Origin of the sequence: Arenibaculum pallidiluteum (assembly GCF_017355985.1) — a bacterium.
GTDB classification, from domain to species: domain Bacteria; phylum Pseudomonadota; class Alphaproteobacteria; order Azospirillales; family Azospirillaceae; genus Arenibaculum; species Arenibaculum pallidiluteum.
In genome coordinates, this window is record NZ_JAFIQU010000028.1 from 1 (window position 1) to 21,686 (window position 21,686).

26 protein-coding genes and 1 pseudogene are annotated in these 21,686 nt (G+C 68.9%); 13 read left to right on the forward strand and 14 right to left on the reverse strand.

Annotated features, from left to right (window positions below):
* The coding region (locus tag JUB13_RS29800) for a methionine adenosyltransferase domain-containing protein (RefSeq protein WP_207485899.1) at positions 1-192 on the forward strand (192 nt) is incomplete at its 5' end.
* Positions 193-367: 175 nt separating this feature from the next.
* Here JUB13_RS29800 and JUB13_RS29805 read toward each other — a convergent pair.
* Together JUB13_RS29805 and JUB13_RS29810 are read right to left on the reverse strand one after the other, a co-directional pair.
* A complete protein-coding gene (locus JUB13_RS29805) occupies positions 368-1,036 on the reverse strand; it encodes a regulator of G-protein signaling domain-containing protein (RefSeq protein ID WP_207485900.1) in 669 nt (222 codons plus the stop codon).
* Positions 1,037-1,257: 221 nt separating this feature from the next.
* Positions 1,258-1,857, reverse strand: coding sequence for a TetR/AcrR family transcriptional regulator (locus JUB13_RS29810; RefSeq protein ID WP_207485901.1), 600 nt, complete (start codon positions 1,855-1,857; stop codon positions 1,258-1,260).
* Positions 1,858-2,026: 169 nt separating this feature from the next.
* Between JUB13_RS29810 and JUB13_RS29815 the strand changes: the two genes are divergently transcribed.
* Positions 2,027-2,884 carry an alpha/beta fold hydrolase gene (locus tag JUB13_RS29815; protein WP_207485902.1) on the forward strand — a complete coding sequence of 286 codons (858 nt, stop codon included), beginning with the start codon at positions 2,027-2,029 and terminating at the stop codon, positions 2,882-2,884.
* A 138-nt stretch (positions 2,885-3,022) separates the two neighbouring features.
* Here the strand turns inward: JUB13_RS29815 and JUB13_RS29820 are convergent, their stop codons facing one another.
* On the reverse strand, positions 3,023-5,536 hold the full coding sequence (locus JUB13_RS29820) for a hypothetical protein (protein ID WP_207485903.1): 2,514 nt from the start codon (positions 5,534-5,536) through the stop codon (positions 3,023-3,025).
* Between the two features lie 295 nt (positions 5,537-5,831).
* Positions 5,832-6,107, reverse strand: coding sequence for a hypothetical protein (locus JUB13_RS29825; RefSeq protein WP_207485904.1), 276 nt, complete (start codon positions 6,105-6,107; stop codon positions 5,832-5,834).
* Between the two features lie 285 nt (positions 6,108-6,392).
* Between JUB13_RS29825 and JUB13_RS29830 the strand changes: the two genes are divergently transcribed.
* Both JUB13_RS29830 and JUB13_RS29835 read left to right on the forward strand, forming a co-directional pair.
* Positions 6,393-6,887, forward strand: coding sequence for a cupin domain-containing protein (locus JUB13_RS29830; protein WP_236025333.1), 495 nt, complete (start codon positions 6,393-6,395; stop codon positions 6,885-6,887).
* Between the two features lie 32 nt (positions 6,888-6,919).
* Positions 6,920-7,831 (forward strand): EamA family transporter, encoded by a 912-nt coding sequence (locus JUB13_RS29835; RefSeq protein WP_207485905.1) that lies wholly within the window; start codon positions 6,920-6,922, stop codon positions 7,829-7,831.
* Here the strand turns inward: JUB13_RS29835 and JUB13_RS29840 are convergent.
* Positions 7,767-8,744 carry a DMT family transporter gene (locus JUB13_RS29840; protein WP_207485906.1) on the reverse strand — a complete coding sequence of 326 codons (978 nt, stop codon included), beginning with the start codon at positions 8,742-8,744 and terminating at the stop codon, positions 7,767-7,769. The genes JUB13_RS29835 and JUB13_RS29840 overlap by 65 nt on opposite strands.
* Before the next feature lie 142 nt (positions 8,745-8,886).
* Between JUB13_RS29840 and JUB13_RS29845 the strand changes: the two genes are divergently transcribed.
* Positions 8,887-9,360, forward strand: coding sequence for an Lrp/AsnC family transcriptional regulator (locus JUB13_RS29845; RefSeq protein ID WP_207485907.1), 474 nt, complete (start codon positions 8,887-8,889; stop codon positions 9,358-9,360).
* Between the two features lie 31 nt (positions 9,361-9,391).
* Here JUB13_RS29845 and JUB13_RS29850 read toward each other — a convergent pair whose 3' ends face one another.
* Positions 9,392-9,811: a DUF6314 family protein gene (locus tag JUB13_RS29850; protein WP_207485908.1), complete on the reverse strand. Its 420-nt coding sequence runs from the start codon at positions 9,809-9,811 to the stop codon at positions 9,392-9,394.
* Positions 9,812-9,852: 41 nt separating this feature from the next.
* On the opposite strand from JUB13_RS29850, the pseudogene cobB reads away from it, so the two are divergent.
* Positions 9,853-10,626 (forward strand): annotated as a pseudogene (gene cobB / locus JUB13_RS29855) (Sir2 family NAD+-dependent deacetylase); the annotation flags it as partial.
* Between the two features lie 51 nt (positions 10,627-10,677).
* Here the strand turns inward: cobB and JUB13_RS29860 are convergent.
* Together JUB13_RS29860 and JUB13_RS29865 are read right to left on the reverse strand one after the other, a co-directional pair.
* Positions 10,678-11,232, reverse strand: a complete 555-nt coding sequence (locus tag JUB13_RS29860) for an MOSC domain-containing protein (RefSeq protein ID WP_207485909.1) — start codon at positions 11,230-11,232, stop codon at positions 10,678-10,680.
* Between the two features lie 22 nt (positions 11,233-11,254).
* Positions 11,255-12,280, reverse strand: a complete 1,026-nt coding sequence (locus JUB13_RS29865) for a LysR substrate-binding domain-containing protein (protein ID WP_207485910.1) — start codon at positions 12,278-12,280, stop codon at positions 11,255-11,257.
* Between the two features lie 691 nt (positions 12,281-12,971).
* Between JUB13_RS29865 and JUB13_RS29870 the strand changes: the two genes are divergently transcribed.
* Complete coding sequence (locus JUB13_RS29870) at positions 12,972-14,018, forward strand: acyltransferase family protein (RefSeq protein WP_207485911.1); 1,047 nt, start codon at positions 12,972-12,974, stop codon at positions 14,016-14,018.
* A gap of 310 nt (positions 14,019-14,328) precedes the next feature.
* Positions 14,329-15,069, forward strand: a complete 741-nt coding sequence (gene aqpZ / locus JUB13_RS29875; protein WP_207485912.1) for an aquaporin Z — start codon at positions 14,329-14,331, stop codon at positions 15,067-15,069.
* Positions 15,070-15,141: 72 nt separating this feature from the next.
* Here aqpZ and JUB13_RS29880 read toward each other — a convergent pair whose 3' ends face one another.
* A complete protein-coding gene (locus JUB13_RS29880; protein ID WP_207485913.1) occupies positions 15,142-15,549 on the reverse strand; it encodes a metallopeptidase family protein in 408 nt (135 codons plus the stop codon).
* 81 nt (positions 15,550-15,630) lie between these two features.
* On the opposite strand from JUB13_RS29880, the gene JUB13_RS29885 reads away from it, so the two are divergent.
* Complete coding sequence (locus tag JUB13_RS29885; RefSeq protein ID WP_207485914.1) at positions 15,631-15,933, forward strand: 4a-hydroxytetrahydrobiopterin dehydratase; 303 nt, start codon at positions 15,631-15,633, stop codon at positions 15,931-15,933.
* A gap of 80 nt (positions 15,934-16,013) precedes the next feature.
* Here the strand turns inward: JUB13_RS29885 and JUB13_RS29890 are convergent, their stop codons facing one another.
* Entirely contained in the window at positions 16,014-16,775 is a 762-nt protein-coding gene (locus JUB13_RS29890) for an SDR family NAD(P)-dependent oxidoreductase (protein ID WP_207485915.1), read from the reverse strand.
* A 215-nt stretch (positions 16,776-16,990) separates the two neighbouring features.
* On the opposite strand from JUB13_RS29890, the gene JUB13_RS29895 reads away from it, so the two are divergent.
* Both JUB13_RS29895 and JUB13_RS29900 read left to right on the forward strand, forming a co-directional pair.
* A complete protein-coding gene (locus JUB13_RS29895; protein ID WP_207485916.1) occupies positions 16,991-17,836 on the forward strand; it encodes an alpha/beta fold hydrolase in 846 nt (281 codons plus the stop codon).
* 86 nt (positions 17,837-17,922) lie between these two features.
* Positions 17,923-18,333: a YkvA family protein gene (locus tag JUB13_RS29900; protein ID WP_236025335.1), complete on the forward strand. Its 411-nt coding sequence runs from the start codon at positions 17,923-17,925 to the stop codon at positions 18,331-18,333.
* A 23-nt stretch (positions 18,334-18,356) separates the two neighbouring features.
* On the opposite strand, the gene JUB13_RS29905 is transcribed toward JUB13_RS29900, so the two are convergent.
* The 3 genes from JUB13_RS29905 to JUB13_RS29915 all read right to left on the reverse strand — a co-directional run bounded on the left by JUB13_RS29905 (position 18,357) and on the right by JUB13_RS29915 (position 20,295).
* Positions 18,357-19,259 carry a DMT family transporter gene (locus tag JUB13_RS29905; protein WP_207485918.1) on the reverse strand — a complete coding sequence of 301 codons (903 nt, stop codon included), beginning with the start codon at positions 19,257-19,259 and terminating at the stop codon, positions 18,357-18,359.
* A 258-nt stretch (positions 19,260-19,517) separates the two neighbouring features.
* Positions 19,518-19,859: a hypothetical protein gene (locus JUB13_RS29910; RefSeq protein WP_207485919.1), complete on the reverse strand. Its 342-nt coding sequence runs from the start codon at positions 19,857-19,859 to the stop codon at positions 19,518-19,520.
* A gap of 88 nt (positions 19,860-19,947) precedes the next feature.
* Positions 19,948-20,295: a hypothetical protein gene (locus JUB13_RS29915; RefSeq protein ID WP_207485920.1), complete on the reverse strand. Its 348-nt coding sequence runs from the start codon at positions 20,293-20,295 to the stop codon at positions 19,948-19,950.
* 355 nt (positions 20,296-20,650) lie between these two features.
* Here JUB13_RS29915 and JUB13_RS29920 point away from each other — a divergent pair, with 355 nt between their 5' ends.
* Both JUB13_RS29920 and JUB13_RS29925 read left to right on the forward strand, forming a co-directional pair.
* Positions 20,651-20,938, forward strand: coding sequence for a YciI family protein (locus JUB13_RS29920; RefSeq protein ID WP_207485921.1), 288 nt, complete (start codon positions 20,651-20,653; stop codon positions 20,936-20,938).
* Between the two features lie 63 nt (positions 20,939-21,001).
* Positions 21,002-21,211 (forward strand): hypothetical protein, encoded by a 210-nt coding sequence (locus tag JUB13_RS29925; RefSeq protein WP_207485922.1) that lies wholly within the window; start codon positions 21,002-21,004, stop codon positions 21,209-21,211.
* Here JUB13_RS29925 and JUB13_RS29930 read toward each other — a convergent pair.
* Entirely contained in the window at positions 21,194-21,643 is a 450-nt protein-coding gene (locus JUB13_RS29930; RefSeq protein ID WP_207485923.1) for a BLUF domain-containing protein, read from the reverse strand. The genes JUB13_RS29925 and JUB13_RS29930 overlap by 18 nt on opposite strands.
* Positions 21,644-21,686: the final 43 nt, after the last annotated feature.

Below are 21,686 nucleotides of genomic sequence, written 5' to 3' on the forward strand. Positions count from 1 at the left end.
GTGCTGCAGGAGCTCGTGAACCTGAGCCCGCGCGGCATCCGCGAGCATCTCGGCCTGAACAAGCCGATCTATGCCCGCACCGCCGCCTATGGCCATTTCGGCCGCGCTCCCGAGATCGACGGCGGCTTCTCCTGGGAACGCCTCGACCTCGTCGACCAGCTCAGGTCCGCCTTCGGCGCTCGGCCGCGTTGAAGGCGGCTGTGCGAACCGCCCTACCTGCCGACCTGTCCTGCCGCACAGCAGCAGGTGGCGACGGCGGCGGCATGATCGATGACCCTATCGGGCGGCCGATCTTCGCGTGCCCGGAGCCCGCGTGACGGTGCCAGGAGAGGGGGCGGCCTGAACGCGCAGGTCGCGCCCCGCTCCCTCAGAGCGGCGACACGACGCCCGGCAGCTTCAGCGTGCTGATGAACCGGGAATAGGTGTCCGAGAGGTTTGCCATGATCTCGGCGTCGATGCGTTCCACGGCCTTCCCCAGCTTCGCCTCGTCCTGCAACGCCTCCTGGCACAGCTTCAACGTCGCTTTCGGAAGATTCGCCTCACCCTCAAGGTACTTTTCATAGAGGCTTTTCAGATCCGACTGCTTCTTCACTTTTTTGAGAGCGACCATAATGTCGAGGTTCACCGTCGAGAATTCCTGGTCGCAGTATTTGCGGAATTCGCTGAATTTCCGCGTTTTCAAGCGCTTGATCTGCTCGAAAAGGTGAACCTGCGTGTCTCGCTTGGCGTCGCCAACGGCCTCGGCGAGTCCTTTGGAAAGGGCGACGACGGCGGCCACGTAGTCCGGATCGGATTTCTTCGAAACGGCCTCGGCTTCCTTCTTCAAGGTCTTCATGTAGGCGGCGGCCTGTGCGGCGAGCACATGCAGGGCTTTAACCTTCAGCTGGTAAGTGGGCATCAACTCGACGGCCTTGAACGCCTTGTCAAGGCCGCTCGATTTCACGGCGATGCCAAACACTTTCGTTTTCGGTTTACTCTTCCCCGTCGCGGCCGTGAATTCATCCTTCTTGCGCTTCCAAGTCTCAGAGCCACTCAATCCTGCACCCTCCCACAACAAACTTTGTCGTTTACACCCTTTGACAATCGGGCGAGCCGAAGCCGGCAGCCGCAATACGAAGGACCAAACTCGTTCCCGAAGTTTAATTAAACGTTTCGGGAAACGCGTGTCCAGGGGCGGCTAACAGGTGATTGCGAGAATGCTCGATGCCTTCCCGGCCTTGCAGATTTGAGGTCTGCAAGCGAAGAGCATGAGCCGGTTCAAGCGGTCGGCCGGGATTTTGACGGCTTTCCGTCACTGGCCCGACGCATCGCACGGCGCGCCGCCTCTGCCGCATCGAAGACGACCGTGCGGACGACGCGCTCCATTGCCTCCGTGTCATCGAACACGGCCGTCAGCAGCGTTGCCCCCTCCAGCCTGATGAGGGCGTCGGACGCGACCGTCTCCGCCCTTTCCCGGGGCATCGCCCGAGCCAGGATCCCGCCCAGGCGGTCCCGAAGTGACTGGAAGAAGGCCCGGACCGCTTCCTTGGCAACGGGCGTGTCGTCGCCCACGCCATAGGCCAGATGCAAACCGACGCAACGCTTGCGGTCGGACAGGTCGGCGGCGATGGCCCTGACCAGGGCTTCATAGGCGACGTTCCAGGGACGGTCGTCCATGTCGGGCCGAGAAAGGGTTTCCCGAAGCGTGAGATCGAGAACTTCGGGAACCAGCGCCTCCTTGTTCGGAAAGCGCATGTAAAGTGATGCCTTTCTCAGGCCGACGCGATCGGCGAGATCCTGCATGGACGCGCCGGCGTATCCCCGTTCGCGGAACAGCTCGCGTGCGGCAACGACGATCTCTTCCTTCGCGACCTTCATGCTCCCCCCTTCCGAGGCCTCCGGCGGCGTTCGCCGGAGGCCGTGGTGATCCCTAGCAGAATCCACCCCCCTTTACAACCGACCGATCGGTAGTATTTTGGAAGGACGGCCAGGGCAGGCGGATGTGCCGTCCGAGCCCGAATGGCCGCCAAGCCGGTCGGAGGTTTCGATGACGGTGAGCTACAGAACACGGAAGGTCGGGGATGTGGAGGTGTTCTACAGGGAAGCGGGCGCGAAGGACGCCCCGGTCGTGCTGCTGCTGCACGGCTTCCCGACGTCGAGCCACATGTTCCGCGAACTTATTCCGCGGCTTGCGGACCGCTACCGCGTGATCGCACCGGATCTTCCCGGCTTCGGCTATACCAAGGCGCCGCCGCGCGGGGAGTTCACCTACACCTTCGACACCCTGGCGAAGGTGATCGACGGCTTCACCCTGGCCATGGAGCTCGAGCGCTACGCGCTTTACGTATTCGATTACGGGGCGCCGGTCGGGCTGAGGCTGGCGAGCGCGCATCCCGAGCGCGTGACCGCGCTGATAAGCCAGAACGGCAACGCCTACATGGAGGGCTTCAGCGACGAATGGGGAGCCTGGCAGGCCTACTGGCGGGATCCGAGCCCCGCGAACCGCGAGGCCTGCCGCGTATCGCTTTCCGCCGACGCGATCGAGAACTGGCAATACCGGACAGGCGCGGATCCGAGCCGGCTCGGCCCCGACGGCTATATGCTCGATATCGCCCTGATGTCCCGGCCCGGCGCCGAGGAGATCCAGCTGGACCTCATCCGGGACTACTCCAGCAATATCGATCGCTATCCCGAGTTCCAGGCCTATTTCCGCAAGCATCAGCCGCCGTTCCTTGCCGTCTGGGGACGGCACGATCCGGCGTTTCTCCCTGCCGGGGCGGAAGCCTACAAGCGCGACCTGCCCAGAGGCCACGTGCATCTGCTCGACACCGGGCATTTCGCGCTCGAAACGCATGCGAGCGAGATCGCCGGGATCATCCGCAGCTTCCTCGGCCAGCACCTCTGAGGGCGCGCGGCTCCCGGCACGGGACCGATGCGGAAATGCGAACGGAGCCGGCGACGGCTCCGTTCGAGGCGGCTGGCCGCCCCTCCCGACGGGCGGTCCGTCGGGAGGGACCGGCTACCGCCGGCCTGCGCAGTGGGATCAGAGAGCGAAGTCGGACGCGGCCAGCGAGGTCACGCCATGGACCTCGATCTGGAAGTCCGCGACCTTGTCGCCGTTCACGTCGCCCTCGACCAGCACATGGCCGGAGCCCGCGACGACGTGGATCTGCCCGGCCTTGCCCGAGAAAGCGCCCGAGCCCAAGAAGGTGAAGGCCTGGTTGCCCGACGACTTCGTGCTGGCGTCGATCTCGGAGAGGACGATCTTGTCGCCCTCGGCACGGGAGAAGTCCTGGATCACGTCCCGGTTCTCCGATCCCGCCCGGCTGTGCTCGATCTTCTGGTAGATGAAGCGGTCGGCGCCCTGCCCGCCCACCAGGACATCCTTGCCCCAGTTGCCGGTCAGTTCGTCGTTGCCGGCACCGCCGTACAGGCGGTCGTTGCCGTTGCCGCCCAGCAGCTTGTCGGCGCCGTTCGCGCCATAGAGGGAGTCGTTGCCGTCGCCACCGCTCAAGGTGTTGGCGCCGCCGTTGCCGATCAGCGTGTTGTCCTTGGCATTGCCGGTGCCGTTCCAGTCGCCCGTCCCCGTCAGGACCAGGTTCGTCTGGCTGGACGAGAGCGTCGTGCTGGCGCCCTTCTGCACCGTCGTGCCCGTGAGCTCGCCCACCGAGGGGATCCCGGTCGAGGGCGCGGGTGCCGGGGCAGGAGCGGGTGCCGGCGCAGGAGCCGTCGAGCCCGTGAGCTGGAACTGCCCGGCCGAGAAGCTCGAGAGCGTCTTGCCGAGGAAGGTCAGCGTCTCGCCATTGCCGAGCGACAGGACCACGTCGCTTCCGACCTGCTTCAGCGCGGCCAGCACCTGGGCCGTCGTGGCGAAGGGGGTCTTGTCCAGGATGACCTTGTCGGCGCCATTCCCGAAATCCGTGATCACGTCGCTGCCGTTGCCGGCCGTGACCACGAAGGTGTCGGCCCCCGCGCCACCGGTCAGCTTGTCGCTGCCGGCGCCGCCGTTGATCCGGTCGGCCCCGATTCCGCCCTTGATCAGGTTGTCGAGCGCATTGCCGACGACGCTGGCGCCCGTGTTCAGCCGGATCTCCAGGTTCTCGACATGGTCGGCCATGGCGTAGCTGCCGGTCCACACCAGCGCAGTGTCGACGCCTTCGCCGGCCTTCTCGACGATCTTGTCGTCCGGATGGCCGATCGCGTAGGTGTCGTCGCCCTTGCCGCCGGTCATCGTGTCGGCGCCGGAACGGCCGTCGAGATACTCGTTGGCGATGGTGCCCGTCAGGGAGTCGGTCTTGCCCGAGGTGGTCGAGCCGTAGAGGCTCTTGGTCCAGGCCTTGCTTTCGACCCACTTGGCCGGCTCGACAGGGGCCGGGACGGGCGTGGACGGCTCGGCCGGGACCACGATCGGGCCGGGAACGACCGGCGGCTCGGCCGGCACCGGGATGGGAACGGGGACAACATCATCGGCGCTGCCGATGCCCTCGATGAAGTCCTTGATGTCCCCGAGGGTCGCACCGGCCTGCAGCGTGTTCGGGCCGACCTTGTTGCCGGTCACCACGTAGCCCTTGGACTCGCCGGCCTCGGGCTTGAAGAAATCGCTCCTCGCGGTCGTGTTATTGATAATCTTGTTATTATAGGAGTGGTAGTTGAACAGGCCCTTGCTTTCCTCCAGGTGGTTCACCGACTGGACGATGCCGCCGATGTAGTTTTCCTGAAGGATGGAGTCCTTGGCGCCGATGAAATTGACGCTGGTCGAGTGGCCGGAGCCGAAGACGTTGCCGTGGACATTCACGCGCGCGGCGTCGTAGCCGCCCCACTCCTCGCCGTCGAAGGACCGCTCGCCGGTGACGTGCGAGTTTCCGAAGCCGCCGACGAACAGGGCCGTGCCGCCCGTGCCGACGAACTCGTTGCCGACGATCTCAATGTCGCGCGAGCCCGTCTTCACCGTCAGGCCGGTGTAGCCGAAGGTACCCTTGATGGTGTTGTACGCGTAGGTGGTGTCCTCGACCGACACGTTGTCGATCGCTTCCTGCCGCCAGGTGCCGTTGATGGTGTTGCCGACGATCAGGCAGTCCTTGGCGCCGTTGAACAGCTTGAAGCCGTCCTGGCCCTTGCCCGTGATCAGGTTTCCCGCGATCACGAGGTTCTTGGCCGGGTTATCCCACGAGCCCGCGAGCTTGAAGCCGCCGATGTCGCCCTCGGTGGAATTCGAGACGACGTGGAAATCCTTGATGATCAGGTTGCTGAGGCCCCAGCCGGAAACCGTCGCGGCGCTCGGCCCGCCGACGATCTTCGCGGCCTGGGGTCCGTCGGCCGAGACCAGCATGATCGGCTTGTCATCGGTGCCGTGCAGGCCGTCCAGCTTGATGTTCTCGTTGTAGGTGCCACCCTTCACCATGATGGCGGTGCCGGGGCTGCCCTTGGCCTTGTTGATGGCCGCCTGAATGCTTTTCAGCGGCGAGCCTTCGGAACCGCTGTTGGTGTTGCTGCCGGTCGGCGAAACCCAGATGGTCCGGGTCGGCTCGAAGCCGGCGAAGGGATCAACGATGGCCATTCCTTGAAAATCCTTTTTCCGTGCACCACCCCGCGCACCAGTTGGCGCGCCTGACGGCTGGTATATATCGATAGTGGTAATCTGATCGGATTGGCCAAGGCGCTCTAGTGACAATGAGCGGTGCAAAGATGTGACACAGCGTTAAATATTGTTTTGCTTCGATTTTCTCACAAGAACGCTGCCGTCGCGGTCCGGACCCGCAGGCGATTGTTCCTGCTGCGGCATGCAGCGGTTTCCGTCCCGGCTGTCGGGGCAGGGAAAGGGTGGGATCCCGCCGGCATTCCGGGCGGGCGGGTCAACTCCCGGCGCTGACCGGGCGGGCAAAGACGACGCCGACCTTCTCTCCGACGGCGAAGCAGCCGGGGTCGTCCACGACGAAGCGCCGCCGGCCGGCCTGGATGCCGTAGCGCCAGGTTCCGCCGGGATAGGCGATCCACTCGATCCGTCCGGCGAGGACCGGACCCACATGCCGCATCGCGTCCAACGGGACGAGCCCTGCCCGCCGTGGCCGCCGGAGCTGCGGTTGGCCCGTCGCCGCCTGGGCCGCATCGATTGCGGTGACCCGTTCCATGCCGGCTCCTTGGAGAAAGGTCCCGCCGGCGCGGGGCCGGCGGGGCAAGGGGGTCGTATCGGGCCCTCCTCACAGGACCGCCGGGACGCTACCGCAGCCGGCCGCAGGGGGACAGTGAAGGTCTGATGACTCCGGGCGGACGTCGCGCTGCAGTACCCATGCCGGCCAGGAGCATCAGGGTTCCCGGCCCGGCATGGACGGCAGGCGCAGGCCGGATTGAGCATGTGCGAGGCGCCGGATAGGGTGGCGTGCCGACTGCAGCCGTGCGGGCGGAGGGGGGACGGGATGTCGGAAACTGGGGAACGCGTCGTGACGCACCCCGTCGCGGTGATCGCGGCCGAGGCGCCGCTGCGCACCAGACGGTCCAACTATCCCGAGCCCTTCGCCACGCGCATGGAGGGCCGGCAGAAGCGGCCGCTGGGCGACCTGTTCGGCCTCGGGAATTTCGGGGTCAACCTGACCCGGCTTCCACCGGGCAGCGTCTCGGCCCTGCTGCACCGGCACTCGCGCCAGGACGAGTTCATCTACGTCCTCGAAGGCACTCCGACCCTGGTCACGGACGGCGTGGAGACGGTCCTGCGGCCCGGCATGTGCGCGGGGTTCCCCGCGGGCGGGGCCGCGCACCAGCTCGTCAACCGCTCCGCCGGGGATGTCGTGTATCTCGAGATCGGCGACCGCTCGGCGGGGGACGAGGTGGGCTATCCCGCCGACGACCTCCAGGCCGTCCTCCACCCCGACGGTACCTGGCGGTTCGCGCGCAAGGACGGAACGCCGTACTGACGGAGGGGCCGCGCCCCCGAAAAGGACCAAGGATGACGCCCTCCGGCCTGTCCCTACCCCATGCGCTGCTGGCGCTCGCCGTGGTCGCGGTGTGGGGCACCAACTTCGTGATCATCAGCATCGCCCTGCACGAGATGCCGCCGCTGCTCTTTGCGACGCTGCGCTTCGTCTTCGCCCTGCTGCCGGCCGCCATGTTCCTGAAGCGCCCGGCAGTGCCGTGGCGGCACCTCGCGGCCTACGGCCTGCTGATCGGCGCGGGGCAGTTCGGCCTGCTCTATATCGCGATGCGCGGGCACATCTCGCCGGGCCTCGCCTCGCTGATCGTGCAGATGCAGGTGTTCTTCACCATCGGCCTGTCGGTCCGCCTGGCCGGCGAGCGGGTGATGGGCTTCCAGTGGGTCGCGCTGGCGCTGGGCACCGCCGGGATCGCGGTGATCGCGTCCAACACCGATTCCACGACCACGCCGCTCGGCCTCGCGCTGGTGCTGATGGCCGCGCTGAGCTGGGCCGGGGGCAACCTGGTCGCAAAGGCCAGCGGCCGGGCCAACATGCTGGCCTATGTCGTCTGGGCCAGCCTGTTCTCCGTGCCGCCGCTGCTGGTCCTCTCCCTGCTGGTCGAGGGCTGGCCGACGATCCTCGGAAGCCTGCGCCATGCCGGCGCGGCGACCTGGGCCGCCGTCCTCTGGCAGTCGGTGGGCAACACGCTGTTCGGATACGCCGCCTGGGCCTGGCTGCTGGCACGCTACCCGGCTGCCACGATCAGCCCCATGGCGCTGCTGGTCCCGGTTTTCGGGATGGGGGCCTCCGCCTGGTGGCTGGCGGAGCCGCTGCCGCCGTGGAAGCTCGCCGCGGCTGCGCTGGTCCTGGGGGGCCTTGCCCTCAACATCCTGTACCCCCGCTGGCGGAACCGGCTGGCATTCGGTCGGGTGCCGGGCGGATCGTGACGTTCCGGGATCTGCCGCCGGCAGGCCCAACGGCAAGCGCCACCCCAGCGCCGGCGCAGGCGACGGAGACCAGCTCGACCAGACCCAGCGCCTCCCCCAGCAGGACCAGGCCGCCCAGCGCGGCGAGCGCAGGGGCAAGCGCGCTGAAGGCGGAGGCCCGAACGGCGCCGAGCCGCCGCACGGAGATGCCGTAGGCGACGATCGCCGCCAATCCCGACAGGATCCCCTGGGCCGACGCCTGGAGCGCGAGCTCCGCCGGGGGCACCGAGGACAGGGCGGTTCCGAGGACGAGCGCCGGCACCGCAAGGATTGCCGCGGACCAGGCAGCCACCAGCGCAGCCGCCTGCAGAGCCGACAGGCCGCTGCGCCGGAACGCATGCGTATACACCGCCCAGAGCGCCGAGGCCGTGAGAAGCAGGAGATGCCCCTGCCAGGCCCCGCCGGACCCCATGAGGTCGGCCCCGACCACGACGGCCACCGCCGCGGCGATCAGCGCATATCCAAACGACCGCGCCCCCGCGAGCCGCTCGCGCAGGAGCACCAGCGAGATCAGCGCCGCCCAGAGCGGCATGGTGCCCGGCAGCAGCGCCCCGACATGGGCTGCGGGGGCGAAGCGCATGCCGGCCGAGGCGATCAGGAAAAAGGGCGCGCCCGACCCCACGACCATCAGCGCCAGCATGGCCAGGGGCACGCCGCGGGGCAGCAGCCCGGTCCTGAGCCAGACCGGGACGAGCACAAGCGCCGGCACGCCATAGCGCAGAAGTCCGACATCGACGAGCCCCAGGCTCGACACCGCGGCATGGCGCGTCGCAACGATCCACCCCGCCCAAATCGAGACGGTGACCAGCGCCGCCACAATGCCCCCGAGCCTGCCCCGCGGAACCGGCGCAGCATCCTTGACCGCATGAGCCATCGTGACCTCCCTGCCGCGGGGAACGACATCCCCGCAGCCCCAGGATTCCGCAGCCAGACCCGGCATGTCCTTGCCATCTTTTCTATCCCTGACGATGCTCACCGCAATATCTACGCAACATCCTGGGTAAAGGAGGCAGAGCATGCCAAACCACGTGCTCGACAACACGGACCTGAAAATCCTGCGAGCCCTACAGGAGGACGGGCGGCTCGCGAATGTCGACCTCGCCGAGCGGGTGAACCTGTCGCCGTCACCCTGCCTGCGTCGGACGAAGCGCCTCGAGGAGGAAGGGGTGATCCGCGGTTACCGCGCCGACATCGACCGGACAAGCGTCGGTTTGGGATTGACGGTCTTCGTGGAGATCAAGGTCGCGCGGCATTCGCGTCGCAATGCCGATGCCCTGACGGCGGCCTTACGCCACATGCCGGAGGTGGTCTCGTGCTTCATGGTCTCGGGAGGCGCCGACTTCCTGGCCGAAGTGGTGGTCCCCGACCTCGCGTCCTACGAGCGTCTGCTGACCGAGCGCCTGCTGACCCTGCCCATGGTGGCGGACATCCGATCGAACTTCGCGTTGCGGACCATCAAGATCGCGGGCCCGCTCGCCCTGCCGGCCTGAGCAGGCCCGGCGCCGCGGTCCAGCGCCGGCGTCAGAGCCGGCGGTAACGGGTGGTGATGCGCTGGTCCTTGCGCGGGCCGGCGACCTGCCATTCGACCCACCATTCATCGGCGTCCGCGGCGCCGTAGACGCCGCGGTACTGGTCGTCGCCGCAGACATGGCTGACGGCGGCACGGCCGCGCGACAGGTCGAGCTCGTGGAAGAACTGGCCGTCGTGGCGGCTGATCGAGGCGTGGGACGGCGCGTCGAAGTCGTAGAAATAGCTCTGCTCGGCGGTGCCCTCATAAGCGCCGAAGCGCAGGATCCCGCTTTCGCTGTAGAGCAGCCGGTCCCGGCCGGACGGCGCGAACAGCGCCGTGCCCGCCATGCTGCCGCCCTGCCCGATCCGACCGTCGACCAGCATGCGCTCGAGCCTCCAGACGCCCTGGAGATAGCTGCGCAGATCGGGCACCGGCCAGAGTCTCGCGTTCCCGTCCGCCACGTCAGCCCCTAAGATGGTCCCGAGCCCGCATCAGAACACGGCGCCCGTTAAGATTTATGAAGGCCATAGACATAGAACCGGACGAACGGATCGTCATCCTGACCGGTGCCGGTATTTCCAAGGAGTCCGGCCTGGACACCTTCCGGTGCGCGGGCGGCCTCTGGTCAAAGGTCCGCATCGAGGACGTGGCAACGCCCGAGGCTTACGCCAGGGATCCCGCCCGTGTCCTCGGTTTCTACGACGCGCGCCGGCGCGGGCTGCTGGAGCAGGGCGTGGAGCCCAACGCCGCACACCGCGCCCTGGTCGAGCTCGAGCGCCGCTGGCCGGCCGAGGTGCTCGTCGTCACCCAGAACATCGACGACCTGCACGACCGCGCGGGCCAGGGCAACCTGATCCACATGCATGGCGAGCTGCTGAAGGCGCGCTGCACCAGCTGCGGCGCCGTGAGCCCCTGGCTGACCGACATGCCGCGCGAGGCGGCCTGCCCGGCCTGCGCGGCGCGCGGCACCCTGCGCCCCCATGTGGTGTGGTTCGGCGAGATGCCCCTGGAGATGGACCGGATCTACGCGGCGCTGGCGGGCTGCGGCCTGTTCGTGTCCATCGGCACCTCGGGCCAGGTCTATCCGGCCGCGGGCTTCGTGCGCGAGGCGCGCTCCGCCGGCGCACGCACGCTCGAGCTGAACCTGGACCCGTCGGACGGGGCGCCCCTGTTCGAGGACGCGGTGTACGGACCGGCCACCGAGACGGTGCCCGCCTTCGTCGCGGGGCTGCTGGGGCGGGGCTGACGGGCGGTCATACGCAAAGCGCTTGGTGGCTTCCATCAAGCGCCTTGCGTATCAGACGACCTCCAGCGGGCGGTGCGGTCCGGCGGGCGGCTCGGTGCGTATGGGATCACCGGGCCAGACGTCGCCGCCGGCCAGCACGATGCCCATGATGCCGGCCTTGCGGACCAGGCCGCCCCGCGCATCCCGCCCCAGGCAGGCCCTCATCAGCCCCGGCAGGAAGCGGTCCATCTGGATGCAGGGATTCCGCAGCCCGGTGACCTGCACCACGGCCGAGGCGCCGAGATGGAGCAGCGTGCCGGCCGAAAGCCCCAGCAGGTCGAGGCCGCGGGTCGTGACGTTCTCCCCCATCTGCCCGGCGGAGACCGGGAAGCCGGCGGCGCAGAGCGCGTCGAGCAGCTCGGCATGGATCAGGTGCACCTGGCGCTGGTTCGGCTGCGCCGGATCGCGGGTGACGCGCGAGCGGTGCTTCACCGTCCGTCCGCCATGGGCATCGCCCGCAACGCCATGCCCGGCGATCAGCCGGATCTGAAGCAGGTTCTGCTTGCTGAAGGCGTGCCCTGCGGCGGCGCTGACGGCCGTGACGACGCTGGCGGGGGTGGCGATCATGATGCCTGCGATCCCTCCATGGTCAGACCGCCTCCGGCTGCGGCCGGCGGCTCAGGCACGCCTCCGCGACGCTGCGCTCGGCCGCGCGGACCTCCTCCACGAAGCGCTCCTCGATCCCGGACAGCGGGCGGCGCGCGTTCACGACCAGGTTCATGTCATAGGACAGCGCCGGGGTCAGCGGCCGGACCGCCACCTGGGCCGGGTTGGCCGAGGCGGCGGTGTACGGGTCCACGATGGCGCCGCCACCTCCATGCGCGACCAGCGACATGGCGATCCGGTTCGTCTTCACCTCGATGCTCGGCTGCAGGTCGATGCCGGCCTCCAGGGCGGCGGCGCGGATCACGGCCCCGATCGGGTCGTCGGTGTAGAGGCCGACATAGGACGAGCCCGCGAAGGTGCCGAGCGTCGCGGTCGATGGTAGGGCCGGCGCCTGCGCGGCCGGGAAGATGGCCACCAGCTCGCCCGCGGCCAGCTTCACCAGGTCCAGCCCGGGCGCCGGCCGCGCGTTGAAGGTGAATCCCAGGTCCGTGTCCTGAACCAGCACGGCGTCGAGCAGGTCCCCGTAGTGATGCGTCTCGACCCGGAAGTTGACATCCGGGTACTTGGCGCGGAAGCGGCCGATCGCCAGCGGCAGGACATCGGTGGCCAACGCGGGGGCCGAAGCCACGCGGATGCGTCCGCCATGTCCGGCCCTCAGATTGCCGGCCAGGCTCCGCAGGTTCTCGATCCCCGCGAAGATCTTCTCGATCTCGCCATGGAGCACGCGGGCCTCCGGCGTGCTGTGCAGTCTGCCCCTGATGCGCTGGAACAGCTTGAGGCCGAGCTGGTCCTCGGCATGGTGAAGCACCTTCGTGACGGCCGGCTGCGAGACGTTCAGCAGCCGCGACGCCTCGCTGACCGTGCCGGTCAGCATCACGGCACGGAAGACCTCCATCTGGCGGAGCCGCAAATGGCCAGGCCTTGACGGCGCCGCCGCCCCGGCGGCCTCCGGCCGCGATCGCGCCCCGTCCGCCCGACCGGTGGCGCGGCCGTCCTTTCCCTTGGGCATCGGTCCCTCCCCACAGCCCTGGCGGGCTTTTCTTGTGCGCCGGCATTCGGCCGGGCCGGTTCCGGACGTCCGCGCCGCGGACGTCCGGAACCGGCGGGAATTCTCGCACGGATAGGGGCGAGACGGGCGAAAAAGCGGCTCCCGCGGCGCTCCGCCGATGCGAACACGAACGGCGGCCCCGTCTCCGCCGTCCGGCCTACCGCCACCGCCGAGGCAACCTGCGGCGCCCCTTCCCTGTTGTCTGATACGAGGACCTGGAACGGGACCGCACGGCGGGGCACGAGCGTCGATCGTCCGGCCTGTTCCCTGTGTCCGACCCAGGGTTGGCTCCCCGCCGTCGTCCGATCGGCTTCCGCCCTGGCTCCGTACGCGACCGCGAGGCACGCGCATGACCGTCTGGACGCGCATCGGCATTCCGGCCGGCCCCTGGGGCCGTAAAGGATCCCGCTGGGCCCGCCTGACGCTGCCGGGCCTTCGGCGGACGAATCCGCGCACGCTGCTTGCGGTGCGTGGCCAGCGCCGCGTTCCTTCCCCGCCCTGACGGGCGACGGCTTCCGCCGTCCCCAGGACCGCGCCTCCCGCAGGGGGCATCCGAACGGCCGCGCCACGGGCGCGCGCCGCCCGCAGGGCTTCGAGGACCACAATGAGGATCACTCCGGAAACGAAACCGGAAAAGCGGCGTATCGACTGGATGGACGCGCTGAGAGGCATCGCGATCATGCTCGTCGTGTTCGAGCATTCGACGCGGTTCGTTCATATCGAACTCGAGCAGGCGTTCATTGCCGTCATTGATCCGCTCAGCGACACGCTGAACCCGGTCCGGATGCCGGCCATGGCCTTCCTGTCCGGCCTTCTGCTCGCCCCGTCCCTGGCCAAGGGTCCGGGTGCCTATGTCTGGGGCAAGGTCCGCAACGTGCTTTGGCCGTTCCTGGTCTGGTCGTTCCTCTACATCACGGCCTGGATCGCAGCGATGCCCATCACTGGGACGCCGCATTCCTATGTCGAGATGGCCGCCGTGCTCTGGGACCCGCCGGGCCATCTCTGGTACCTGCGGGATCTCTTCGTCTTCTATCTGCTGGGGCTCGCGATCCACGCCCTGCCCGCCGCCCGCAGGCCGGCGGGGCGCACGGCGCTGATGCTGGGCTTCGCCGCCGCCTCGGTCCTGGCCTGCGCGCTGGCGCAGGCCGCGGGGCTCGAATCGGTGCAGCGCCTCTTCTTCCTTGCGGCATTCTTCCTGCTGGGCGGCTGGTTCTCGGCAGCGCCGGTCCGGCTGGACACCATGCTCCGCACCCCCTCGGCCGGGGTCGCGGTGGTGGTTCTGGCCGCGCTGCTGGTGCCGGTCGCGGCCTATTACGGGAACATCCGCTACGACTGGCGCGGGGTGCCGCTGACCCTGGCCGGCATCGGGGCCCTGATGCTGGTGGCGCGCGTCCTGTGCCGCACGCCCGCCTCGGCGCCGCTGCGCTACATGGGGCGGAACTCGCTGACGATCTACGTCTTCCACTGGATCGTGGTCTCGTCCGCCACGATCCTGGTCGTCAGGCTGGTCCCCGGCATCACGGCGGCCGCTCTGACCGTCCTGATCTTCGGCCTCGGGATGGGGGCATCCATCGCCATGGTGGAGCTGGTCCGCCGCATCCCCGCGCTGGACGCGCTCTTCTCCTTTCCTCGAATGCATCGCCGCCGGGCGGCCGGTGACAGCCAGCCGGCCCCCGCCGCGGCGACAGGAAAGCGCTGAGCCTTCGCGCCGGCCCGCCGCCCGCAGTTGCGGGGACGGCTGCGGCCGGCGCACGCCCTGCGGTGCTTTGGCAAAGACATGATCTTTACTTAGCGCTCCCATAAGCCGACGAGCCTATTGCTTCCGAGACGGGGATTGCACAGCGACCCCAATGTAAGATCCATGTAATTGGACAAAAAATGAACCCCGGCTGCACCTGGCGCCGCACGGAGGGCAATCCGCATGCGGCATGCGACGGAAGGCGGCTTGCCGCGCCTTCGTGACGGATCTGCGCGAGTCCTGCGAAAGCCACCGGAACGGGGAGGATCACATGACGATGGTCAGGCGGACGTCGGCCGAGTTCCTGGGAACGTTCTGGCTGGTCTTCGGCGGCTGCGGCAGCGCCGTCTTCGCGGCAGCCTTTCCGCAAGGCGGGATCGGGCTGCTGGGCGTGTCCCTGGCCTTCGGCCTGACCGTGTTGACCATGGCCTATTCGATCGGACACATCTCGGGCTGCCATTTGAACCCGGCAGTGACGCTGGGCCTGTGGGCGGGTGGACGCTTCCCTGCCAGGGACATCCTGCCCTACGCCCTGGCCCAGGTCGTCGGCGCCCTCGCCGCCGCCATCTGCCTCTACGCCATCGCCACCGGCAAGTTCGACTACAGCCTGGCGACGAACGGCCTCGCGGCCAACGGCTACGGCGTGAACTCGCCGGGCCAGTACGCGATGGTGTCGGGCCTCGTCGCGGAGGCCGTGCTGACGTTCTTCTTCGTCCTCGTCATCCTCGGCTCGACCGACCGCCGCGCGCCCGCGGGCTTCGCGCCCATCGCCATCGGCCTAGCCCTCACCCTCATCCACTTGATCAGCATCCCCATCACCAACACCTCCGTGAACCCCGCGCGCAGCACCGGCCCCGCCCTGGTGGTCGGCGGATGGGCGCTGCAGCAGCTCTGGCTGTTCTGGGTCGCGCCGCTGCTCGGGGGCGTCGCCGGGGGACTCGCCTACAAGGTGCTGGCCGAGGAGGCGCCGCCGAGGCCTGCAATCACGGGCGAGGCGAAGCCATCGACCTGACCTCCCCGGATCGTCTCGTCCGCGCAGGCGGCGGGCGGGAGGCAGCCGCGTCCCGGGCTCGCGGACCCTCCGTCAGCCCTCCTCGTCCACGGCGGCCTCCAGCGCCTCCATGTCCGCGTCCGAAAGGCCGAAATGGTGGCCGATCTCGTGGATCAGCACGTGGCGGACGAGATGGCCGAGGTCCTCCCCGGTCTCACACCAGTAATCCAGCAGCGGCCGACGGTAGAGGAAGATCATGTCGGGCCCGAGCGGCGGGTCCGACACGCTGCGACGGGTCAGGTCGACGCCGCGGTACAGCCCCAGGAGATCGAAGGGGCTCTCCAGCTCCATCTCCTGCTCGGTTTCGGTGTCGGGGAATTCCTCCACCCGGATCACAACGTTCTGCACTTGGCGCGCCAATTCCGAAGGGATCGTGCGCAACGCTTCGGTCGCGAGCTGTTCTATGTCGTCGAGGCTCGGCGCCGTGGTGAAGGTGGTCATGGTCGGATTCCTAGGCCGGCTTGACCGTCGCGCCGCCCGGCGCCGGGATCATCCAGGCGACGAGACGGAGGAGACGATTCCATGGCGGACAGGCTGCTGGGCGCGCACAGGCAGGCGGCGCTTGCCGAACTGCATGGCTGGGTCGAGGTGGTGGACCGCGACGCGATTCGGAAGACCTACCATTTCCCGAACTTCAACGAGGCCTGGGGTTTCCTGAGCCGCGTGGCCCTCAAGGCGGAAAGCATGGACCACCACCCGGAATGGTTCAACGTCGCCGACCGGGTCGAGGTCGTGCTGACCACCCACGACGCCGGCGGCGTCACGGACAAGGACATCGAGCTCGCCCGCTTCATGGACGGCATCGCCCTCGCCCACGACCGCTGAATCCCCGGCGCCCGGCGGCGCGTGCCGCCGGGGCGACCGGCCGCCCCTTCCCGCCGCGTCGCGCAACCCGCGCCGGGCGGTCATCTCGGCTGCATGCGGATCGCCCCGTCCAGACGGATCACCTCGCCGTTCAGCATCGCGTTCTCGACGATGTGCCGGACCAGCAGCGCATACTCCGACGGATCCCCGAGGCGGTTCGGAAAGGGCACCGAGGCGGAGAGGCTGTCCTGCACCTCCTGTGGCATGCCCAGCAGCATCGGCGTCGCGATCAGGCCCGGCGCGATAGTCATCACCCGCACGCCGAAGCGCGCGAACTCGCGCGCGGCGGGCAGGGCGAGGCTGACGACGCCGCCCTTCGAGGCCGCATAGGCGGCCTGGCCGATCTGCCCCTCGAAGGCCGCGACCGAGGCCGTGTTCACGATCACGCCGCGCTCGCCGCCTTCGAGCGGATCCAGCGCCGACATGCCGAATGCGGCGAGGCGCAGCACGTTGAAGGTGCCCACCAGGTTCACGTCGATGACGCGCTTGAACGCCGCAAGGTCCAGCGGCCCATCCCGCCCGACGATGCGCCCGGCCGTCGCGACGCCGGCGCAGTTCACCGCGATGCGGGCGGCGCCGTGCTGCGCCCGCGCCTCGGCAAGGGCGGATTCGACGCTGCCGGCGTCAGAGACGTCGCAGCCGATGGCTATGCCGCCGATCTCCTGCGCCACGGTGGCGGCCGCGCCGCGGTTCACGTCCAGCAGCGCCACCCGGGCGCCGCAGCCTGCCAGCATCCGCGCCGTCGCCGCCCCCATGCCGGAGCCGCCGCCCGTCACGATCGCCGAGTGACCCTGGATCTGCATGTTTCCTCCCTTCGGCCTTCGCCCTGTCCACGGGATGCAGGTCCCGGGACGCCCCCTGGAGCATAGACCTAAGGAACGGAATCCCCCAGGCGTGAGCCCCTGGCCGCTGCGCTGTTCTCGAAGGCGTGCCCGCCGCAGCTGACGGCGGCCGGACCGGAGGACAGCAAGGGGCGAAGGCGATGACGCGCGGTGGCGAGGCGGTACGACACCGCCGAATGGACCTGGACGGGCTCGGCGTCTTCTACAGGGAAGCCGGACCGGAGGACGCGCCGGCGATTCTCCTCCCGCATGGCTATCCCTGCTCGTCCTACGAGTTCCGCAACTACATGCCGCGCCTTGCGGACCGCTGGAGGCTGGTGGCGCCGGACTTCCCAGGATGCGGGTACAGCGACACGCCCGAGGATTTCGCCTACGGCTTCGACGGCTATGCCGACTTCCTGGATCGGTTCACGATGCGGCTCGGGCTGGGACGCTTTGCGATCTACCTGCACGACTTCGGATCGCAGATCGGATTGCGCCTTGCCATGAGGCGCCCCGAGCGCATCGCCGCGCTCATCATCCAGAACGGCGACATCTACGAGGACGAGCTCGGCCCGAAATACGCGCCCCTTAAGGCGTATTTCAGGGACCCGACGCCCGAGCGCCGCGCTGCGCTCGGAGAAGCCGTGAGCGAGGAGGGTTTCCGGGACGAGTTCCTGAACGACGTCCGTCCCGCGCTCGCCGAGCGAATCCCGCCGGACCTCTGGCGGCTTCACTGGTCGCTGATGACGCCGCGCAGACGCGAGATCGCCATCGGCGTGATCGCAGGGCTCAAGGAAAACCTCGCATGGTTCCCCCGCTACCAGGCCTATCTGCGCGAACACAGGCCGCCGACGCTGATCGTCTGGGGCCCGCAGGACGGATACATGCCCGAGGGATCCGCACGTGCCTATCTGCGCGACCTGCCGGATGCAGAGCTGCACCTCCTCGACGGCGGCCACTGGCTGCTGGAGACGAATCTCGACGAAGCCGTAGCGCTGACGCGGGACTTCCTGTCGAGGGTCCATCCGGGCTCCCCGTAGCATGCGGCAGCGCCCGCCGCTCCTGGGGGCTGCCCATTCCGGCGGAATTGCGGGGACGCGGCGGCGCGCCCATATCAGGAGGCATGATGGATGCCGGAACCTCCGCCGAAAGCCCCGATCCCCGCAAGGTCGAGAGCGACGAGCGCCTGGTGCGCCGGCGCTTCTGGCGCAAGCTCGCCGCCTCGATGGAGCGGATTCCCTTCGCGGCCGACCTGCTCGCGGCCTACTACGCCGCGCTAGACCCCGTGACGCCGTGGCGGGTGAAGGCGACGCTCCTGGGGGCGCTGGCCTATTTCATCATGCCCGCCGACATGGTGCCCGACGTGATCGCGGGACTCGGCTTCACCGACGATGCCGCGGTTCTGGCGGCGGCCGTCCAGGCCGTGCGCAGCGCCATCCTGCCGTCCCACCGCGAGCGGGCCGCAGCGGCCCTGGCGCGCGGCGGCACCGAGGGAGCGGAGCCGCGCGGCGGTACCGCGGGGCAGGCGGGCGCCTAAGCGCCGTCTGTCGGGCAGCTCGATCAGCGCCGGGCGCGGCGCGCCACCAGCGCCTCGCGGTGCAGGACGTAAAGGGTCGAGCCGGCGATCACCGCCGCGCCCAGCCAGCTCCACGCGTCCACCACCTGGCCGAAGGCGAGCCAGCCCAGCAGGGCGGAAATCGGAAGCTTTAGATAATCGATGGGCATCACCTGCGAGGCCTCGCCAAGGGCCATGGCGCGGCTGATCCCGATCTGGCCCAGCGAGGCGATCGCGCCCAGCACGACCACGACCGCCCATGTGCCGGGCTCCGGCCATTGCCAGACGAAGAGCGCTGGCGCCAGGGTCATGGGTGTCATCAGGAGGCTCATATAGGTCACCATGGCGACCGCCGGTTCGGTGCGCGAGAGCGCCTTCACCTGAAGCGCCGAGGCCGCCGCGAAGCCGGCCGAGACCAGCATGATCAGGGCCGGCCAGGAGATCGCGTCGGTGCTCGGCCGCAGGATTACCAGCACGCCCACGAAGCCGACCGCTACGGCGGTCCAGCGGCGCGCCCGCACGACCTCGCCCAGCACCAGCGCAGCCCCGATCGTCGTGAACAGCGGCTGGGTAAAGCCCAGGGCAACCGCTTCGGCCAGGGGAAGCAGGCTGACCGCCAGGAACGAGCTCAGCATTGCAGCCACGCCGGTCAGCGACCGCGTGGCGTAAAGGCCGAGCTTCTCGGTTCGCAGGCCGGAGATGCCCATGCGCCACACCCAGGGCAGCATCACGGCCAAGCCGAAGGCGCTCCGGAAGAACGCGATCTGGAAGGGGTGGAGGTCGCGCGCGGCGACCTGGATCAGCAGGTTGACGACCGAGAAGGCGCTGGTCGCGAGCACCATCCACAGGGCTGCCGCGACGGGCGCCGTGGCCGCGGCGCTTCGAACCGTCGAGAGCGGGCTGGGCATGAGTGCACTATGCTTCAGGGGGGCGGCGCGACGCCCTGCCGGTTGCACGGGGCAGGATTGCGGCGGACGGCACCGGCGCAGAGGCGCCTGTTAGCATTTTTGCAGCGGGATACCGGCAGCGGGCACGCATCGCACCGGCCCACTCCGGCGTGTCGACCAGGCCATCAGCCCGGGAAAGCCGGCACCCGAGAGGATTCGCCCCTCCCGGACCATTCGGCCTGGGAAGGGGCGCTGGACCTCGGGCATCGGGCGCACCCGTCAGTTGGCGTAGGCGCGGCTGAAGTCGGTCTCGCCGAAGGCCATCTCGGAGGCGGCGGGCTGCCCGCCGGCGATCTGGACCCAGTCCTGGCCCGAGAGGTTGCCGTAGATGGGGTCGACCGCGGCTTCGCCGGAAACCAGCGAACGGAAGCCCTGCGCGCTCCGGACGGCCTCCTGGCGCACCGCGACCGGCGCCGGGCCCTGCAGGTTCGGCTGGGCGCCGAAGGAGACGAGGTCGGAGGCGCCGTGGAACTGGTTCACGCCGGGGTTGCCTTCGCCGGCGAAGGCCGGGGCGGCGGACAGGATGCCGATCAGGGCGGCAGCGATGGACAGCGTCTTCATGGTCGGGGGTCCTTTCAGGTCTGGCTGGTTGGGTGGTCGGGGGTTTGAAGGCGGGTTCGGCTGGCTGGATGCTCGGCAGGGCCGGCGGTCAGTTGGCGTAGGCGCGGCTGAAGTCGGTCTCGCTGGAAGCCATCGCGGTGGCGGCGGGCTGCCCGGCGGTGGCGATGACCAGGCTCTGGGCCGAGAGGTTGTCGTAGAGCGGGTCGACCGCGGCCTCGCCCCAGACCAGGGCCTTGTCGGCCAGGCCGGGCGTGGCGGCGTCCTGGCGGACGGCGACGGAGCCGGTCTCGGCCCGGGCGCTCGGCTGGGCGCCGTAGGAGACGAGAGTGCTGGAGCCGTGGAACTGGTTGGTGCCGGCGCTGCCTTCGCCATTGGCCATGGCGGGGGCGGCGGCGAGGATGCCGATCAGGGCGGCGGCGAGGGTCAGGGTCTTCATGGCGTGGGTTCCTTTGCTGTTTGGGTGGTTGGGTTGGTGTCGCTTGGGTGTGTGTTGGTGTCCCGTGCTGGGGTGGGAGGACCATCTCATACGATCAGATCGTGCGCGATATATAATCCTGCAATGCAGGTGTGCAGGTAAAGCGTTTGCGACTTTTTCGCGCGCGATCTGTCCGGGCGGAGACAGTTGCCGGGTGACATGCGCCGGTCATGCCAGCCGCACCCCGATCTGCGGGCGCCCGCGCCCCGGAACACGGACCTCTCCCGCGCCGGGAGTTCCGCGCTATCCTCACGGGGGCGGCCCCATCCGCGTTGGACCGGGGTCCCCATACGGCCCCCGGTTACGGAGAGACGTGATGCAGTTCCTGATCATTGCCCGCGACGGCCAGGACGAGGGGGCGCCGGCAAGGCGCATGGCGGCGCGCGAGGCTCATCTCGCCAATGTCAGGCCCATGTTCGCGGACGGACGCCTGATCGAGGGCGGAGCCATCCTGGACGAGGACGGCCGCATGGTCGGGTCCGCCGTGATCGCCGAGCTCCCGGACCGCGTCGCGCTGGACGCGTGGCTGGCCGGTGACCCCTACGTGACGGGCGGGGTCTGGCGCGACATCCAGGTGATGCCTTTCCGCTGCGCCCCACGCTGAAGCGCCGGAACCAGTTCGCGCCGACGGGGTTGGCACCTGACCGGCACCGAACTGGAGGATCCCATGGCAAAGGCGCAGGACGGCCAGGACAAGGACCTGCACAGGATCGGCGGACAGGCCGACCAGCCGCACGGCACACAAGGGCCGCCGACCGACCGCAACGCGGACGAGCCGCGCCATGCCAAGCCCGGCAAGGCCAGCGACGCCCACAACGCGACCAAGCCCACCAACCCGATCGAGGGCACGGAGGTACGGTCAGGAAAGCCCGGCTGAGCCGCCGCCGGGACCCAGGCGGTCCCGGAACCGCTGAAGCAGCCGGATCGCCTGGTGCGGCGAGTCCGCATAGGCGCGGTCGTCGAACGAGGGCAGGAGGAACGGGCTGAACCCCGCCCGGTCCTCTGCCTGGATCCCGTCGATATCGGCGAATCCCATGGACCAGTCGGGAAAGCTGCGGGCCGGGATAGCGAACTTGATCAGGGTCGTCACGCCCCTGTGGCGCGCATCCATGGCGATCCGCCGGTAGAGGGCAAGGACCGTATCCTGCTCGCCCTCGAGGGCCTGCATGAACCGCCCCTCCATGTAGAGGAGCAGGCCCGTAACCCCCGTGCGCTCGTTGTTGCGCCGGCTCTGCCGCAGAAGCGCGAGGAGGTCGTCCTCGCCCATCGGCCGCGTCGCGGCGCTGACATAGACAAGGCACATCTCCATAGGCCCGGCGTCATCCCCTGTGGCCGCATCCCGCACATTGGCA